The sequence below is a fragment of the Rickettsiella endosymbiont of Aleochara curtula genome (genome assembly GCF_964030935.1).
GTDB lineage: Bacteria > Pseudomonadota > Gammaproteobacteria > Diplorickettsiales > Diplorickettsiaceae > Aquirickettsiella.
Genome location: NZ_OZ034990.1, coordinates 1,246,722 through 1,264,059, shown reverse-complemented (window position 1 = coordinate 1,264,059; position 17,338 = coordinate 1,246,722). Strand labels below are relative to the sequence as shown.

Here is a 17,338-nt window from a genome sequence, read left to right as displayed (position 1 = left end):
ATTCCTACCTGATATAGCGTCCTAAACGCATTTTTTCACGTTGCCAATCCTTTTCCTTAATACTAGCCCGCTTGTCATGTTCCTGTTTACCCTTGGCTAAACCGACTTCTAACTTAACCCGATTCTTTTTCCAATAAAGTTTTAATGCGATTAGGGTATAGCCTTTACGCATAATACTTCCAGCAAATTTACTCAGTTCTCGCTCATTGAGTAAGAGCTTACGTGTACGAGTTGGATCCGGACGGCTATGATTGGTAGATACTGTTGTTAGTGGCGTAATATGACAACCTAAAAGCCATGCCTCGCCATTTTTTAATACGACATAACTTTCGGTCAATTGGGCACGTCCACTACGAAGACTTTTGACTTCCCAACCCTGTAAAACTAAGCCAGCTTCGATAGATTGTTCAATAAAATAATCATGGCGAGCGCGTTTATTTAATGCAATCGTGTTGTCTTGCAATGCTTTCTTAGAATTCATGGGATATACTCAAACAGGTTAGCAATCATAGATCCAAGCATAGCAAACATACCAACCAGAGTCGCCCTGAACCTTAATTATGCCATTTATTCAACATTCTTTAGAAGTACCCTACAATGTGTCTGAGATGTATAAACTCGTCAATCACATAGAAAAATATAGCGAATTTCTTCCCTGGTGTACCAAAAGCTCAGTCATCAGTCAGGACGAAGATAGCATACAAGCCTGTCTTACTTTGGCTGGCGGTGGCCTATCTAAAAGCTTCACCACATCTAATCGTCTGCAAAAAAACAAATTAATTGAAATCAGTCTTATCAATGGCCCATTTAAACATTTAGAAGGCTATTGGTCTTTTGAAACTACTTCGCGTGGATCTAGAATCAGTTTAAATTTAGAATTTGAATTTTCTACGCGTTTGTTAGCACTTGCTTTTTCTCCTATTTTTGAGAAAGTAGCGAATACATTAGTACAAGCTTTCTCTGAACGTGCTAAACAAATCTATGGAAATCGCAAGTTTGAAAACAACAAATAGGCCCTTTTTTCAAATTGAAGTGGTATTTGCTGATCAGCTTCAGCAAAAAATCTTAAAAGTCTCTATCCCTCCTAATAGTAGTATCAAAGCTGCCATAAATCTTTCGGGCATTTTATTAGATTTCCCAAACATCGACCTAAACAAAAACAAAGTTGGGATTTTTGGAAAATCATGTAATTTGGATGTTCAAGTTAGAGATGGAGATAGAATAGAAATTTATCAGCCGCTACTAATAGATCCTAAAAAAATTAGAATAAACCGCGCTAAAAAACAAAAAACTGCTTAATGCGTCCTCTAAACGTCTCGTTACAGCATTATAAAAACATATCAATTAAGAGTTGATTTTTCAATGTCTTGTAAGCGTCCGTTAGCAAAAATAAGCGTAACGCGCCTTTGAATAGGCTCACCATGACCTGGTTGCAAGAAATAAATATAATCTTCACGATCGGGTTGAAAAGGCGCCTGCAATACGCAACTACCTAGTAAATAACGAACTTGTTCCTTAGTCATACCGAGTTCTAACTGGTCTATGGTAGACTGCTGCAGTATATTACCTTGCTGAATATCGGGTCGATAGACAATATTACAACCTGAAATCAGCAATGTTAAAAGCAGACTTATAAGCAACTTTTTCATAAATAAAAATTAACCCGTAATCTCAATTTCTACAAAATGTTAAAAAAACAATAAGAAAAAAATCTAATTAATTAAAAATCGTCCCATACTAATTATTAACCGAGGAGTTTAGAGATAAACTAATGGATAATCAACAACTGCGCCAAGTGGGTTTAAAAGTAACAGCCCCTAGGTTAAAAATACTTGAATTACTTGAACACGCTAAAACTCGCCATTTAAGTGCTGAAGATATCTATAAAACCTTATTGGAGTCCGGTGAAGACATAGGTTTGGCCACAGTCTATCGAGTATTAACTCAATTTGAAAGCGCAGGCTTAGTTAAGCGCCAAAACTTTGAAGATGGCTACTCGGTGTTTGAGTTGAATCAAGGTCCCCATCATGATCATTTAGTCTGTATCAAATGTGGAAAAGTGGACGAATTTGTTGATAAAATCATCGAACAGCGTCAAGAGGTTGTTGCAAAACAAGCTAATTACCAAATGACAGACCATAGTCTAATTATTTATGGAGTTTGTAATAAATGCTCTAAAAAACCAAAACTGAAATTAAAATAAATAACTTGGAATAAGTTAAAAAATCTAACTAATCTACTTCTAGAATCTTTAACGTATTGGTCCCACCTGTAGTTTTCAATAGATCACCATAGGTGATTAGCACTTGTTCTCCTTTTCGCAAAAGCTCATGTTTCTTCAATTCCTGAATCGCGAAGTGGCCTATATTTTCTTTATGTATTTTATCTATATTAAAATATAAGGGATATACGCCACGATACAATGCCAATCGACGTGTAGTTTTTAAACTATGTGCTAATCCGTAGATAGGTATTCCAGAACGAATCCGAGACATCCATAAAGGCGTCGCGCCTGATTCAGTTAAGGCAACAATAGCCTTAATATCATAATGATTGGCCGTGTACATAGCAGCCATGGCAATGGCTTCATCGGGACGGTAAAATTGACACTCTACGCGGTGCCGAGATACCTGCATCTTTGCTTGTTTTTCTGCACCTAAGCAAATACGTGCCATAGCCATCACGACTAAAGCAGGATGATCCCCTGTTGCAGTTTCCGCAGATAACATGACAGCATCCGTACCATCTAATACAGCATTTGCCACATCAAAAACTTCTGCTCGCGTGGGAATAGCATTATGAATCATCGATTCCATCATCTGTGTTGCAGTTATTACTGCTTTATCCAGAGATCGAGCCCGCTGGATAATATGTTTTTGCACAGCGGGTAATTCAGCGTCACCAATTTCTACACCTAAATCGCCACGCGCCACCATCACTGCATCAGAAGCACGAATAATTTCATCAATAACAGGAACGGCATCGCTACGTTCTATTTTTGCAATCAAGCCGGCATGCCCTTTTGCTCTTTTTAATAAATTTCGAGCAAGATTCATATCCGCTGCACTGCGCGGAAAAGAAATGGCAATATAGTCAGCATTTAATTTTACTGCTATTTTTAAATCTTTTTTATCCTTATCAGTTAACGCTACAGCAGAAAGTCCTCCTCCTTTTCGATTGATACCTTTATTATTAGATAATTCTCCACCTACATTTACCGTACAAAATATTTTATTTTTCAGTATTTTTTTGACTTTCACTACTAAACGTCCATCATCAAGCAATAATAAATCTCCACGATGCACATCACGGGGTAGTTCTTTATAATCTATACCGACTGATGATTCGTCACCTCCATTTTGATCTAAATCAGCATCTAAAATAAACAAAGCACCTTTTTTTAAAAAAATAGAACCTGTTTTAAAACGCGCAATACGAATTTTTGGGCCTTGTAAATCTGCCATGATAGCAATTTCTCGTCCCGCAGCTTTTGCACATTCACGAACAGCATTAGCTCGTTTAATATGATCTTCTGCTGTACCGTGTGAGAAATTCAATCGAACCACATCTAAACCTGCAGCTATCATAGCCTGTAATACACCTGCTTTATCGGTGGCAGGACCTAATGTAGCCACAATCTTGGTACGTTTAAATCGCTTCATTACTATGTTTCCCTTATTCGCTCTTGTAATACAGCTAAAGCAGGTAAAGTTTTTCCCTGTATAAATTCAAGAAAAGCTCCTCCCCCCGTAGATATATAGGAAATTTTATCTGCAATACCATATTTTTCGATTGCTGCCAAGGTATCGCCACCTCCTGCGATGGAAAAGGCCGAGCTAGTGGCAATAGCATTACTTAAAGCATGTGTTCCTTGTTCAAATGGAGCCAATTCGAAAACTCCAAGAGGACCATTCCATAAAATAGTCGCTGCCCGTTGTACGTACTCGGTATAATGTTTAATTGACTCTGGTCCAACATCTAAAATCATTTCATCACTTTTTATTTCTGTTAATTTTTTAATAGTGGCTTTAGCATTAGCAGAGATTTCGCTAGCCACAACAACATCAATAGGTAGCACAATCTCAACTTGTAATTGTTTTGATAAATCTAAAAGTTTTTTTGCCTCTTTAACCAGTTCAATTTCATATAAGGATCGGCCTACCGAATAACCTTGTGCCACTAAAAAGGTATTGGCAATTCCTCCGCCAAGAATCAAGAGATCAACCTTATTAAGCAAAGAAGATAACAGCATCAATTTAGTAGAAACCTTCGCGCCGCCGACTATAGCTAACAAAGGTCTAGCTGGATTTTCCAATGCTGAGTTCAACGCTTTTAACTCTGAGGCTAACAATAAACCTGCGCAAACTTGCGATGAAAACTGTGCTACTCCTACAGTAGACGCTTCACTACGATGCGCTGTAGCAAATGCATCCATGACAAAAATATCTCCCAATTTTGCAATTTTTTTAGCTAATATAGGATCGTTGTTCTTTTCACCTGTTTGAAATCTAACATTTTCACAGAGCACAACTTCACCCGGTGAAATCTCAAACCCCTCTAGCCAGTTAGCGACAAATCTTACGGGCTGTCCTAAAAGTTCTTGTAATCGTGTTGCGATAGGTGCTAAAGAAAGTTCAGGAGTAACATGACCTTCTGCCGGTCGATCTAGATGGGAAAGTAAAATAACTGCTGCACCTTTTTTTAAGGCGTATTGAATAGTAGGTAATGCTGCTTTAATACGTGCATCACTGGTAATTATGCCCTTATCTAAAGGCACATTAAAATCTTCTCTGATGAGAACACGCTTGTTTTGTAAATCTAAATCTTCCAAACTTATTAAAGTCATAAAAGTTGCTTTCATAATAGATTAAAGTTTGAATAAACAACGAAGCAGACAGAAGGAACGCACTTTTATAAACCATTCAGATAAAAAGCTTAACAGTCAGCCAGATTTTTTCTATTTTTCTGTCTTTTATTATAGTTTTATCTATGTTTCAAAGAGGGCATAGAGGATGTGTTATTTTCCGTTTCCTCTTTATCCACCCTTGAATTGGGAGCTGGATTTATGGAAGAAGGAGAAGCAAAATTTCTTAAATATTTATAAGCATCGTCTATATCGGCTAGAACATCGTTAGTCTTAACAAAATCTGCATCAGCAATGGTTTTAACGTTCATACGCGTATCTATAGTTGAATCTGTAAGCCGACTTTGAAAGTCTTCTTTAGATTCACCATCCACCCAGGGTTGCACGTTTAATAATGTATAACTCTTTTGTAGCTTAGTTTCATGTTCTACTGGATTTGCTGCTGTTATTGCATTGAGCATGTCTATCATCTCCTTCGCGTCTGTAAGTGCTTCTGCGCTTTGCAATTCCGCAGTTTCATTTTTTTCTGAATTAACCTTTTTCCCTCTTAATTTCATGAGGGATTTATCTCGCTCGAATTTTCGCCGATTTACAAAATCTAATGTCATTAATTTAAGTTTATCTATTTCGAATAAATATGTATTTAATTTACTCTGTTCTATATAAAGAAGATTTTTTAAGGATGAACTCAACTCCTTTTTATCTGCAATATCTTTTTTATTACCAAGCTTTTCCTGAACAAAAAGCAAAGCAAGATAGATAAACAGTTTTTTTAATTGATTAAAAATACTGGGTGGTTCAAATTTTATTTTTTTCAATTCATTTTTAAGATATCTAAAATCATTATCCGGTTGATCGTCTAAAGTCAAACCAGGCTTTAACGCGGTAGCCATAAGAATTCTCTTTGTTTTATACTCACCCTTCATGTTAACACTATCATTAGTTCTTTCCAAGGCGAAGGGACCTTAGTCTATAACAGAGCTCTTTTAGATATTTCCTTGTTCCCAGTATTGCTTCCCCTTAGAATTAAAGCTATTTTGGGGCCCATGACATCTTTACATGGTTTACGGGTCCTCATTACCCGCCCTGTTCATCAAGCAAAAGCTTTAGCTGCTCAAACGCAATATTATGGTGGAGTCGCCATCCAATTCCCAACTCTGGAAATTATCGGAACCAATATAAAAAAAGTAATATTAGGCATAAAAAAGCTGAAGGAATACGATTTTGTCATCTTTATTAGCCCAAATTCAGTCTTTAACACTGCCGAGATTATCCATGATATTTGGCCTTTATGGCCTAAAAATACCAACGCCATCACCACAGGCCCTGGTACTGCGTTAGCTTTAATGCAACATAATCTACCTTGCGATAACTGCCCAGAAAGGGATTTTAATGGTACTGGCCTATTAAATCTCACTACGTTACAGGATATAAAACAAAAAAAAATACTCATTATAAAAGGGGAAGGTGGTCGCTTATATCTAGCAAAGGGCTTAAAAGCTAGGGGTGCTCAGGCAGATAATCTAAATGTTTACAAGAGACGGCTGCCAAAAATTGACAAAGATAATATCCCGCATCATGAAGCCATTGATGTCATTATTTGTACTTCTAGTACCGGACTCGAAAATTTAGTGGGTTTATTATATCCATACTGGCAAGATATTTTATTTAAAAAACAATTGCTCGTCATTAGTCCTCGACTGGCTGACAACGCTAAGAAACTTGGTTTTGTCAAACCGCCCTTAATATCGGATAATGCAACAAATGCGGCCATTATACAAAACCTAGTTTCCTGGCGGGAGCAATCACTATGGAATCACAGCCCACACCCAACTTAGAAGAAACAGAATTAAAGGTCAAAAAAAATAAACCTAATAAACCTTTGCGTTCTAAAAGCTGTTTCACCGCTTGGTGTGCAATAGGATTGTTACTCATCACCTGGACAGGTTTATTTCTAGGATTAGGTTTTTTTTGGTTAAAAAATAGAGGGGATCTTAACGAATATCATCGTCAACTATCCGCCATACAAACGCAGATCTCGCAAAGTCAAACTGACAGTAAAAACCTCCAGCAACATATCTCACAACTACAAAATTTTATTGAACAAAAATTCTCAGCTAATGATAATGCTATTCTGCTCGCTAATGTTAATCAACTGATTCAATTAGCTCAGTATAATCTTGTTTATTTTCATGATACCGACAATGCTTTGTCTGCATTGTCACTAGCCGATAAACAATTAAGTACAATAATAAGTCCAGATGTTCGGTTAGAAAATCTACACCAGTTATTAACTCAATACTTAACTAACTTAAAAGCTTTACCTCATATTGATTTAACGGCTATCTTAGCCCAGCTCCAGACTTTAAAAGCACAAATTATACAATTGCCTTTATTGGCAACATCTAACTCTGCCACGCCGAAGCCTGAGGCTACTGTCGGAAGTTCTTCGGAAAATAAATGGGTAAGTATGTTGAAAAATAGTCTAGACAGCTTCCGACAACTAGTCGTTATTCGACGTCTGAATAAACCTATAGAGCCTTTATTACCAGAAAGAGAGCAACTATATCTGCAACATAACCTGATATTATTGTTACAACAAGCTCAATGGGCACTAATACATCATGAGGCAATTATCTATCAATCCAGTTTGCAAGAAATTCAAGAAAATATAAAAGATCATTTTGCTGCTAGCTCACCTCTCACACAAACAGTTATGCAAAATATTACGCAATTAAAACAAATCGATTTACAAACTCCGTCTCTTGATTTAAATCCATTACTCGAGGCAATTTCGATTATCAAAAAAACGCCCGCTAATCAAAAGGAACCCACTTGATGCATCGGTTTTTTATATTTTTATTGGTCCTTGCCATTTCGGTCTGGATCGGCGCTAAAATAACTCTCGATCCAGGTTATATGTTGATTACTTGGCATCAACTTGCCATAGAAATGCCACTGTGGTTAGCAACTTTAGCTCTAATCATTAGCTTTATTTTAATTTATTATTTAATTCGGTTTATTAGATATTTATTAATATTACCAAAAAAATGGCGCCATAATTTAGATGAAAAACGTTCTCAAAAAATCATGGCTTTGGATGATCAACGCCTATTTTCTTCGCTTTATCAAAAACCACAAAACTGGCATAATATTATAGAAATTTTGCCTCAATTAGAAAATAAGACCTGGATATCTAAAGATCAAATTCAACAATTACAACAAGAAAGTTATGAAAATTTATTAAGTGAAGGAAAATATACCTACGATTTGTCCACGCTTGAGAATATTTGGAACCATTCACCCTCTAAATTAAAAAAAGATCCTTTACTCTTAAATTTTTATATCCAAGGTCTTATACGATATCATGAAGATGCAAAAGCTGAATCGTTAATAATAAAACAATTAAAAAGACAATGGTTTGGCCCACTTGTTTCAACCTACAGTCTTATTAAAAGCCCTAATCCTGCTCGCCAACTAGCTATAGCGGAAAAATGGCTTAAAAAGCATCCTGATGATCCTTATCTTTTGTTAAGCTTAGGTCGCCTATGTAAACAAAGAAAATTATGGGGCAAAGCTCGGGATTATTTGGAAAAAAGTTTAGTCTATGATTCTTCTAACTCAGAAACTTATCTGGAATTAGGTGAATTATTTGAAGCGTTGGAAGAGCCACTTCAAGCTTTAGCATGGTTTAAAAAAGGATTAATAAACAAATAATCATAGTTTTACCAAGTCATATGCATAGTTTTTTAATATAGTAGTAACCGGCCAACCTCTCAAAAAGCGCCCAGCAAAGGGTGACCACTGACACTTAGTACTAAGACGCTGGTCTTCCACCTTTTTCGTTAATGATAAATCGACTAACACGCAATCCTCAGGAAAATCTGGCAAGTCGAATATTTTTTTTGCCCGACGAGAAGTTAAATCCACTATATTGTTTAAAGTAAGTAAATCTTGATGATAGGCTTCCAGTAATAATGGTAAAATGGTTTCTATACCTGGCACCCCGGATGGACACATTCCATAAGGTCTAGCTTTTTCTTCTAGGGTATGTGGGGCATGATCAGAACCTATAGTGTCAATAATACCCGATTTTATTGCCTTAAATAATGCTGTTTGATGCTCTGTAGATCGCAACGGTGGATTCATTACCGCTTTACCTTTTAAACTCGCATAATCAGTTAAATTTAAAAATAGGTGATGCGGAGTTGTTTCGGCAAAAACCGGAAGGCCTTCTTCTTTGGCTCGAGTAATTAAATCAATTTCTTGGTGCGTACTTGTATGTAAAATATACAAACGCGTCCCATATTCGCGAACTAGCTGAATGGCTTTTTTTACGGCTAATATGGCCGCTGTTTCATCGCGAATTTTTGAATGTATCGAATAATTTTGTGGTCCAGAAAATTTTTTTTCGTTTTCTTTTAGACGTAGCTCATCTTCTGCATGAACCGCCACTAACATATTTTCTTCAGCTGCTATCTTGAAAATAGCATGTAAACTCTCATCATCATCGATAACTAGACCGCCGGTACTACATCCCATAAAAACTTTAATACCAATGACTTGATCTTTTACTTTTTTTATTTCATTTAAGTGATGCTTATCAGCACCAAAGAATAAATGATAACGTAAAGGTATTTTTACTTCTTTTAATTGCTGGTCAATAAGTGCTTTTTTTTCTTGCAAGGCAACTTGTGTAACCGTTGGAGGCAAAGTATTAGGCATATCGAAAACCGTAGTATAGCCACCTTTTATACTAGCTTTAGCAGCAGTTCTCCAATCTTCTTTGTATTCTAAACCAGGTGTTCGGAAATGCACATGGGGATCGACTAATCCCGGCAATACTAATAAATGAGTACCTGAGATAGTTATTTCTTGCTCACTATTTATAGTAATATTTTGACGTTGATTTTCTACATTAAGAATATTATCTATCTGTATCATAAATAAATTTCTTCAACTTGATCGCGCTCAAAAGGTTTCTCGCAATAAAAACAATACAGTTTTAACTGATTTGGAGATCCTTCTAATTTAAAATATCCTTTTGACTCAATATGATTGATACAGTTGTGATTAGGACACACTAATATATCACGTATAGTTTTGGGTAATTCGCAATTAATCTTTTCGCTAACTTTAAAATTTTCAATTCGATTAATCGTGGCACCCGGAGCAAGGATCGCAATATGTTCAATTTCCCGAGAATTAAGTAATCGATTTTCAATTTTGATTAAATCTTTGAGTTTTAAAGATGTACTTCGCAAATTTAATCCTAATGTGACACGCTGTTTACTATTAATCACATGCAACAAACGCATAATTTTAAGTGCTTGGCCTGCTGGAATATGATCGATAACAATACCATTATCAATTGCAGAAACCGAACGTGTTTTGATCATAAGTTTAATCCAAAAAAAATATTTAGAGCGTTAACTTATCAAGTAATAACGATAAAATCGCTTGTCTGATATAAATTGCATTGACTACTTGCTTAAAATATAAAGCATAAGGTGTTTCATCAACGGCTTTATCAATCTCGCGTCCGCGCGGCAAAGGATGTAAAATATTTAAATTAGTTTTAACTTTTTTTAACTTTTCTGGCGTCAGAACATATTGATTTTCAAACAGCCGGTGTTCTGATTGCGGAAATCTTTCTTGCTGTAACCTAGTCATATATAAAATATCAATTTTAGAAATCACTTCATCTAGACTTGCATGAAAAGAAAAGCGAATACCTTTATGTTTTAGTTCATCGCAAATTACTTCTGGCAACGCCAGTAACGAGGGTGCAATCAAAAATAATCTCATGTTAAACAACGCACATAGTTGTACTAAAGAATGTACGGCACGGCCGTATTTTAAATCTCCTACCAATGCAATCGATAATCCTTCCAAATTTCCTTGGGCTTCTTGTAATGTGAATAAATCGGCTAAAGCTTGCGTAGGATGCTGATTTGCGCCATCTCCCGCATTAATAACAGGTTTATCCGATACTTCTGCAGCTAAACGTGCGGATCCCTCGAGTGGATGCCGAATTATAATGAGATCAGCATAACAAGAAACCGTTTTGATTGTATCCTGTAAATCTTCACCTTTTTTGATAGAAGTATTTTCACTGCCCGAAAAGCCAATGACTTGCCCCCCCAAGCGTAAGGTAGCTATCTCAAATGATAAACGGGTACGAGTTGAAGGCTCAAAAAAACAATGTGCAATTATTTTATCGAGCAGATATTTTTTAGGTGAACTTTTCTTAAATTTTTTGGCCAGATTTAATATACTATTTACTTCTACTACCGAAAGATCTCGAATTGATATAATATTTTTACCCAAGACTTTAGACATCATTCACCCACACTTATTCTGGTTTAGAACCAAATTTTGCCAAGATTCTACTGGCAATTCTTTACCCCACAAACTGACTAAACATTGCAAGATTATTAGTGCGACCTGCGCATTCGTAATTAAAGGAATATGATGATCAATAGCTAAACGCCGAATTAAAAACCCATCTGTTTGCTGCAAGCCTGTCATCGAACTGGGTATATTAATAATCGCTGCTATCTTTCGTTGAGTAATTAAATCTCTAATATTCGGTTTTTTTGCTTCACTCGTTTTGTTAACAAAATAAGAGGCTATACCATGCTGAGATAAAAACTGGTGAGTTCCTTCTGTGCTGTAAATAAGCCAGCCTTGATCATCAAGCTGTTTGATCCAAGGTAAAAGTTTAATTTTATAGCTATCTGCGACACTTAATAACAATTTCTTTTCGGCGATATTTTGATCCGTTGCCAACCATGCTTTATAAAATGCTTCCACTAAATCCTCGGCAATACATGCCACTTCTCCTGTAGATGCCATTTCAACCTGAGCAACAGGGTTGGAACCTTTTAAGCGACTATAAGAAAATTGTGCTGCTTTGACACCCACATAATCTAGCTCTAAAGTTTCATAATGTTTTACTTGGTGCTTATTTAGCATCACTTCGGTGGCTATTTGTATGAAATTATGACCCGTTACTTTAGAAACAAACGGAAAAGAACGTGATGCGCGTAAATTACATTCAATAACCTGAATATCATTATTTTTGGCAATAAATTGAATATTAAACGGTCCCGTTATGTGTAAAGCCTTTACAATTTTGCGCGCTATACTTTTAGTACGGCGTATGGTTTCTAGATACAACTTCTGAGGTGGTAACACAACAGTCGCATCTCCAGAATGAACCCCGGCGTTCTCGATATGTTCTGAAATAGCTTGAATAACAATATCACCCTGCTTAGCAACTCCGTCTATCTCTAATTCTTTTGCTTCTTGAACAAATTTGGATATCACTACTGGATAATCTTGTGAAACATGCGCAGCGGCTTGTAAATGCTGGTCCAAAGATTCCGGATCGAAAACCACATTCATCGCAGAACCTGACAAAATATAAGAAGGTCTAATTAATACCGGATAACCCACTTTAGCTGCAAAGCTTTTTGCTTTACTCAAACTTGTAATTCTTTCCCAAGCAGGTTGATCGACATTAAGCGTATTTAATAAGGCAGAAAATTTTTCTCGATTTTCGGCGCGATCAATAAACGTCGGATCCGTCCCCAATAAATGGTAACCCTCTCTAGCTAAAGGTACAGCTAAATTATTTGCAATCTGTCCCCCTACTGAAACAATAATCCCCTTTGCGGATTCAAAATCCACAATATCTTGTACACGCTCAAAAGTAAGCTGTTCGAAATACAATCGATCCGATTCATCATAATCCGTAGAAACAGTCTCAGGATTTGAGTTGATAATAATGGCAGTTTCATTTAAACGACGCAAAGTCTGAGCGGTGTTAACTGCACACCAATCAAATTCAACAGATGATCCTATCGAGTAAGGTCCCGAACCTAACACAATAATAGGTCGCCGCTTTGCTGGGGAAATATCATGTTCAGTGGCATGATAGCTTAGATACAGATAATTCGTTTGCGCGGCAAACTCCCCTGCCAAAGTATCTATTTGTTTCACAAAAGGCTTAATACCATTTTTTAAGCGTAGAGTTCGAATTTGCTCTACTGATTTATTTTTGGTTTTCGCAATAAAACTATCTGAAAAACCCGCTTGTTTTAATTCACGTAAAAAATTTTTGTCCAATTTATGGTGATTTAATTGCCTTTCTAATTCTGTAAGTTGATGTATTTGCGCCAAAAACCAAAAATTAATCTGTGATAAACGTTCAGCTTGCAGAACTGATCCGCCATTTTTAAAAAATTGGTATAAAGCAAATAAACGTCTATCGGTGGCAAATTGTATTTCTTTGCGTGGATTATCAATTTTTTCTGGATAATCCATTAAGCAAGTGGCTCCTTTATTTAACATACCCACTGCTTTTTGTAATGCTTCGGGAAAAGAACGACCAATTGCCATGACCTCACCCACGCTCTTCATTTCAGTACCAATCGTTCTTTCAGCTGCTTTTAATTTATGAGTATCCCAACGTGGAATTTTTACCACGATATAATCTAATGCTGGTTCAAAATAAGCACTCGTCACCTGAGTAACACTATTTTTAATTTCACATAACTGATAACCCAGCGCTAATTTAGTGGCAATGAAGGCTAAGGGATAACCGGTAGCTTTGGAAGCCAAGGCACTGGAGCGTGATAAACGCGCATTCATTTCTATAACTCGGTAATCACCATTTTTAGGGTTAATAGCAAATTGAATATTACATTCACCGATAATGTTAAAATGTTCGGCAACTTGTATAGCCATATTGCGCAATAATTGGTGTTGCTCATTGGTTAGAGTCTGTGCCGGCGCTACAACGATACTTTCTCCGGTATGGATACCCATTGCATCCATATTCTCCATATTACAAATAGTTAATGCATTTCCTCGTTGATCACGGACAATTTCGTACTCAAATTCTTTCCACCCAAATAAATATTCTTCTATTAAAATTTGCGGTGCGGTGGCCAAGCTTTCCTGTGCCCGCTGTTCAAGTATTTCTTGTTGCGTAATTTTCCCAGAACCTAATCCTCCTAGAGAAAACCCTGAGCGCAGCATGATGGGATAGCCGATTTTTTTCGCTGCCTTCAACGCCTCGGCAACCGTTTTGACTGCAAAACTAAGTGGTGTTTTAATTTTTATCTTCGCTAAAGCAGCTTTAAAAAGATCTCGGTCTTCTGTTTGACGTATCGATGCAACAGATGTCCCTAATACTCTCACCTTATATTTTTTTAATATTCCTTTTTCTTCTAAATCTAATCCTAAATTAAGTGCAGTTTGTCCGCCGACACCTAGTAATATTCCATCTGGCTTTTCTTTGATAATAATCCGTTTCACGGTATCAAAATTTAAAGGCTGCAAATAAATTTCATCAGCTAAATTTGCATCTGTTTGTATGGTAGCTATGTTCGGGTTTATTAACACCGAATTAATTTTTTCTTCCTTTAGTGCTTTAATGGCTTGTGAACCGGAATAATCAAACTCTCCCGCTTGGCCTATTCGTAAACCACCAGAACCTAAAATCAGAATTTTCTTACCCTTGAACCGTTGTATTTTCATAATTTTTATAACATGCGATAAAAACGTTCGAATAACCATTGCGTATCCATCGGCCCAGGAGCGGCTTCAGGATGAAATTGTACGGAGAAAAAAGGATCTTTCTTGTGCTCAATCCCTGCAACCGTTCCATCATTTAAATTTCGAAATAATACTCGCCAATCCTTAGGAAGTGTTTTTTCGCTTACAGCATAGCCATGATTTTGTGAGGTCAAATAGCAGTGCTGTGTGGGCAAATAGATACAGGGTTGATTTTGAGAACGATGACCAAAAATTAACTTATAGGTTTTAGCACCGACTGCTAAAGCCATTAATTGTGTCCCTAAACAAATGCCGAAGCAGGGCTTCTTTTTAACTAAAGCCTTTTTTAAAATAGCTACTGTTTTTTTACATAATTGCGGATCACCTGGACCATTGGAAATAAAAACTCCATCATAGTCTTCCTGACTATAATCGTAATCATAAGGAACTCGTTTAATTTTTAGTGGAAATTTTAATAAGCAACGCAAAATATTTTCCTTAAGGCCGCAATCTACTACAATTATTTTTTTTCTACCTTCACCATAATGAAAAGGCTCGGCAATGGTTACTTGCTTTACCCAATCGATAGATTCAAATTCAATAAAATTTTCTTTACATTTATTTAATCGAGTAATGATTCCCGGTGTTACCCCATTTACTCTTAAGCAATGTGTTAAAGCACGTGTATCCATGCCAGTAATAAAAGGTATATTTTCAATTTCTAACCAATTTAATAATGAACGTTGCGCGGTATGATTTGAATAAAATGGCGCTAGTTCTGAAATAATCACGCCTTTTACTTGAATTTTGTTCGATTCCCAAGTATTCGGCGCAGAAACGCCATAATTTCCTATCAGGGGATAAGTAAAACATAGTATCTGTCCTGCATAAGAAGGATCGGTTAAGGATTCTGTATAACCTAACATCCCTGTATTAAATATAACTTCACCGGAAACTTCAGCTTCCTGGTTGCATGGAATATACCCCTTAAAGCTCTCACCTGTTTTTAATATTAATTGTGCTGAAACTAATTTTTTCATAATCTCGTTTGTTGGTGAAATTGCATAGCAAGATATGGATTCCACATCATGCCGGTTGCCGAAAGAGCTAAGTCAGCGCCTATATTAAAAAATTCGTTAAAATGTTCCGGTAAAGTGATTCCACCTATACCCACTATAACTAAATTTAATTTTTCAGCCTGATTAATTTGAACTAATTTTTTAACACATTGCAATGCTAATTGACGAATCGGATAACCAGACACTCCACTATAAATCCTTTTTCCAAATGCCGGGCGATAACTTTTATTTAACACACGCATACTGATGGAATTGATAGCACTTATTCCACTTGCTCCGGCACCTGCTGCGGAGATTAATAAATTAACGAGAGATTCATGTTCATGAATCAAACCTAATTTTAGTAGTATAGGAATACCACGCACACATTTTGCAACACAGCATGTTATTTGCGATACATATTCATTACTCCAATATAGAGGTTCTCCTGATTGCATTAAATTGGGACATGAAAAATTTAACTCGATAATATCAGCGCCTGCTTCTTTGGCCATTAATGCCGCTGCCGCAAAATCTTGTGACATGGATTGTAGCGAATCACCTTCACCATAAACAGACACAATCAACACTTGACCTTCTGCTAGAGAATTTTTTGCAAGCGCTATATCTTGCATAACTATCTTAGGTTCCAAACATCCGTTGCCAAATGAATTACTAATAGCAATTTTGTCATTTATATTTTCAAATTTATTCTTGATAAAAAGAACCTTCTTTAAATCAGAATAATCAAATAATTTTTCACAATCGAGATGAACAATATTAGGTAATGGATGCGTAGGATATGCTTGGCGTCGTATTGTTTTATAGGTTAATACATCGAAACCTAGTTGTGCTAATAATGCAATTCCTTTTCCGGTTGTTGCAGCACAAGCCGCCGCGCCCACACGAGATACTAAAGGATAGCCAAATAATGATATCCACTGGGTTTTATCTGGCCAAATTCGAGGCAGTGGTTTTATTGATGGGAAAAAGGGATTGCTGAAGTTTTCTTCAAAAGTTTTATTAATGTCATAGAGAGGCGATGAAACGCGCAACATGCGATATGGCTACAAATAATTTCGACTATTTAAACTGATTTTCCTGAAAATACCAAGTTTTTTATCATCTTATTTTATATTTTTTCCAAGATAGTTGTTTTACCGATCTTCTATATAAGAAACCGGGTGATAAAAACCATCTCTAGCAACGAGAAAGATAATAAGAAATTATGCGGGATAAGAATTATAGATTCAATACGAATCAAATTGAACGCTCTTTTTAAGGATTAAAGAACTTTATTGGTGCCGAGAAGAGGACTCGAACCTCCAAGGGTTGCCCCACAAGTACCTGAAACTTGCGTGTCTACCAATTTCACCACCTCGGCAAATTTCTCTCTAGAGTTTGCTCATTTTGATAGTGGATAAGTTGCTTCTAACCAAGCTCGCAAACCGCCTTGCAGAGAGGCAACATGGCGATAACCCATTTTTTGTAGATTATCTGCCGCCAGGCAAGATCGAAAACCGCCGCTACAATAAACAACTATCTCTGATTCAAAATCTGGAATGTATTTCTCGATATCTCGCTCAATGATCCCCTTACTAAGGTGGATTGCATGAGCAATCGATCCTCCTTGAAATTCATTTTGTTCACGTACATCGATCAAATAAAAAGAGTCTTGATTGTTAATTTTTTTATTTAAATCAGCAACCGCCAACTCTTTTATCTGAGGCTTTATTTTATCGATTAACTTTATAAAGCCTGATTTATGTTGTTTTTGATTGATCACGATAGACCTCTTGCATAAGCTGCGTGCTAGACTTGATTTCATCGTTAAACGCTAGTCTACGGA

General features: G+C 36.5%; 18 protein-coding genes and 1 tRNA gene. 6 read left to right on the top strand and 13 right to left on the bottom strand.

Annotated elements, in window-relative coordinates; translation table 11 throughout:
• Window positions 1-4 precede the first annotated feature (4 nt).
• Window positions 5-481, bottom strand: a complete 477-nt coding sequence (gene smpB, locus AAHF87_RS05605; RefSeq protein WP_342147537.1) for an SsrA-binding protein SmpB — start codon at window positions 479-481, stop codon at window positions 5-7.
• Between the two features lie 79 nt (window positions 482-560).
• Between smpB and AAHF87_RS05600 the strand changes: the two genes are divergently transcribed.
• Together AAHF87_RS05600 and AAHF87_RS05595 are read left to right on the top strand one after the other, a co-directional pair.
• The gene (locus AAHF87_RS05600) at window positions 561-1,013 is read left to right on the top strand and encodes a type II toxin-antitoxin system RatA family toxin (RefSeq protein WP_342147536.1); all 453 of its coding nucleotides are present in this window, start codon (window positions 561-563) and stop codon (window positions 1,011-1,013) included.
• On the top strand, window positions 982-1,299 hold the full coding sequence (locus AAHF87_RS05595; protein WP_342147535.1) for an RnfH family protein: 318 nt from the start codon (window positions 982-984) through the stop codon (window positions 1,297-1,299). Before AAHF87_RS05600 ends, AAHF87_RS05595 begins: the two co-directional genes overlap by 32 nt.
• Window positions 1,300-1,340: 41 nt before the next feature.
• Here AAHF87_RS05595 and AAHF87_RS05590 read toward each other — a convergent pair whose 3' ends face one another.
• Window positions 1,341-1,649 (bottom strand): outer membrane protein assembly factor BamE, encoded by a 309-nt coding sequence (locus tag AAHF87_RS05590; protein WP_342147534.1) that lies wholly within the window; start codon window positions 1,647-1,649, stop codon window positions 1,341-1,343.
• Between the two features lie 122 nt (window positions 1,650-1,771).
• Here AAHF87_RS05590 and fur point away from each other — a divergent pair, with 122 nt between their 5' ends.
• Window positions 1,772-2,203: a ferric iron uptake transcriptional regulator gene (fur, locus tag AAHF87_RS05585; protein ID WP_342147533.1), complete on the top strand. Its 432-nt coding sequence runs from the start codon at window positions 1,772-1,774 to the stop codon at window positions 2,201-2,203.
• 28 nt (window positions 2,204-2,231) lie between these two features.
• Here the strand turns inward: fur and pyk are convergent, their stop codons facing one another.
• The 3 genes from pyk to AAHF87_RS05570 form a co-directional block, all read right to left on the bottom strand.
• Window positions 2,232-3,662, bottom strand: coding sequence for a pyruvate kinase (gene pyk / locus AAHF87_RS05580; RefSeq protein WP_342147532.1), 1,431 nt, complete (start codon window positions 3,660-3,662; stop codon window positions 2,232-2,234).
• A 2-nt stretch (window positions 3,663-3,664) separates the two neighbouring features.
• A complete protein-coding gene (locus AAHF87_RS05575) occupies window positions 3,665-4,846 on the bottom strand; it encodes a phosphoglycerate kinase (RefSeq protein WP_342147531.1) in 1,182 nt (393 codons plus the stop codon).
• 137 nt (window positions 4,847-4,983) lie between these two features.
• A complete protein-coding gene (locus AAHF87_RS05570) occupies window positions 4,984-5,757 on the bottom strand; it encodes a hypothetical protein (protein ID WP_342147530.1) in 774 nt (257 codons plus the stop codon).
• Window positions 5,758-5,910: 153 nt separating this feature from the next.
• Between AAHF87_RS05570 and AAHF87_RS05565 the strand changes: the two genes are divergently transcribed.
• The 3 genes from AAHF87_RS05565 to AAHF87_RS05555 are packed head-to-tail and all read left to right on the top strand — an operon-like array spanning window position 5,911 to window position 8,581.
• Window positions 5,911-6,702, top strand: a complete 792-nt coding sequence (locus AAHF87_RS05565; protein WP_342147529.1) for a uroporphyrinogen-III synthase — start codon at window positions 5,911-5,913, stop codon at window positions 6,700-6,702.
• The gene (locus AAHF87_RS05560; protein WP_342147528.1) at window positions 6,675-7,703 is read left to right on the top strand and encodes a uroporphyrinogen-III C-methyltransferase; all 1,029 of its coding nucleotides are present in this window, start codon (window positions 6,675-6,677) and stop codon (window positions 7,701-7,703) included. Before AAHF87_RS05565 ends, AAHF87_RS05560 begins: the two co-directional genes overlap by 28 nt.
• Window positions 7,703-8,581 (top strand): heme biosynthesis protein HemY, encoded by an 879-nt coding sequence (locus AAHF87_RS05555; protein ID WP_342147527.1) that lies wholly within the window; start codon window positions 7,703-7,705, stop codon window positions 8,579-8,581. The genes AAHF87_RS05560 and AAHF87_RS05555 overlap by 1 nt, the downstream gene beginning before the upstream one ends.
• Here the strand turns inward: AAHF87_RS05555 and AAHF87_RS05550 are convergent, their stop codons facing one another.
• The 8 genes from AAHF87_RS05550 to AAHF87_RS05515 all read right to left on the bottom strand — a co-directional run bounded on the left by AAHF87_RS05550 (window position 8,582) and on the right by AAHF87_RS05515 (window position 17,317).
• Window positions 8,582-9,808, bottom strand: a complete 1,227-nt coding sequence (locus AAHF87_RS05550; protein WP_342147526.1) for a dihydroorotase — start codon at window positions 9,806-9,808, stop codon at window positions 8,582-8,584. It abuts the gene before it with no gap.
• Window positions 9,805-10,263 carry an aspartate carbamoyltransferase regulatory subunit gene (pyrI, locus tag AAHF87_RS05545; RefSeq protein WP_342147525.1) on the bottom strand — a complete coding sequence of 153 codons (459 nt, stop codon included), beginning with the start codon at window positions 10,261-10,263 and terminating at the stop codon, window positions 9,805-9,807. Before pyrI ends, AAHF87_RS05550 begins: the two co-directional genes overlap by 4 nt.
• 22 nt (window positions 10,264-10,285) lie before the next feature.
• Window positions 10,286-11,209, bottom strand: a complete 924-nt coding sequence (gene pyrB / locus AAHF87_RS05540; protein ID WP_342147524.1) for an aspartate carbamoyltransferase — start codon at window positions 11,207-11,209, stop codon at window positions 10,286-10,288.
• The gene (gene carB, locus AAHF87_RS05535; protein ID WP_342147523.1) at window positions 11,210-14,452 is read right to left on the bottom strand and encodes a carbamoyl-phosphate synthase (glutamine-hydrolyzing) large subunit; all 3,243 of its coding nucleotides are present in this window, start codon (window positions 14,450-14,452) and stop codon (window positions 11,210-11,212) included.
• Window positions 14,419-15,471 carry a glutamine-hydrolyzing carbamoyl-phosphate synthase small subunit gene (carA, locus tag AAHF87_RS05530; protein WP_342147522.1) on the bottom strand — a complete coding sequence of 351 codons (1,053 nt, stop codon included), beginning with the start codon at window positions 15,469-15,471 and terminating at the stop codon, window positions 14,419-14,421. Before carA ends, carB begins: the two co-directional genes overlap by 34 nt.
• Window positions 15,468-16,547, bottom strand: coding sequence for a hypothetical protein (locus tag AAHF87_RS05525; RefSeq protein WP_342147521.1), 1,080 nt, complete (start codon window positions 16,545-16,547; stop codon window positions 15,468-15,470). The genes carA and AAHF87_RS05525 overlap by 4 nt, the downstream gene beginning before the upstream one ends.
• Before the next feature lie 241 nt (window positions 16,548-16,788).
• A tRNA-Leu gene (locus tag AAHF87_RS05520) sits at window positions 16,789-16,873 on the bottom strand.
• 21 nt (window positions 16,874-16,894) lie between these two features.
• The gene (locus tag AAHF87_RS05515) at window positions 16,895-17,317 is read right to left on the bottom strand and encodes a rhodanese-like domain-containing protein (protein ID WP_342147520.1); all 423 of its coding nucleotides are present in this window, start codon (window positions 17,315-17,317) and stop codon (window positions 16,895-16,897) included.
• Window positions 17,318-17,338 lie beyond the last annotated feature (21 nt).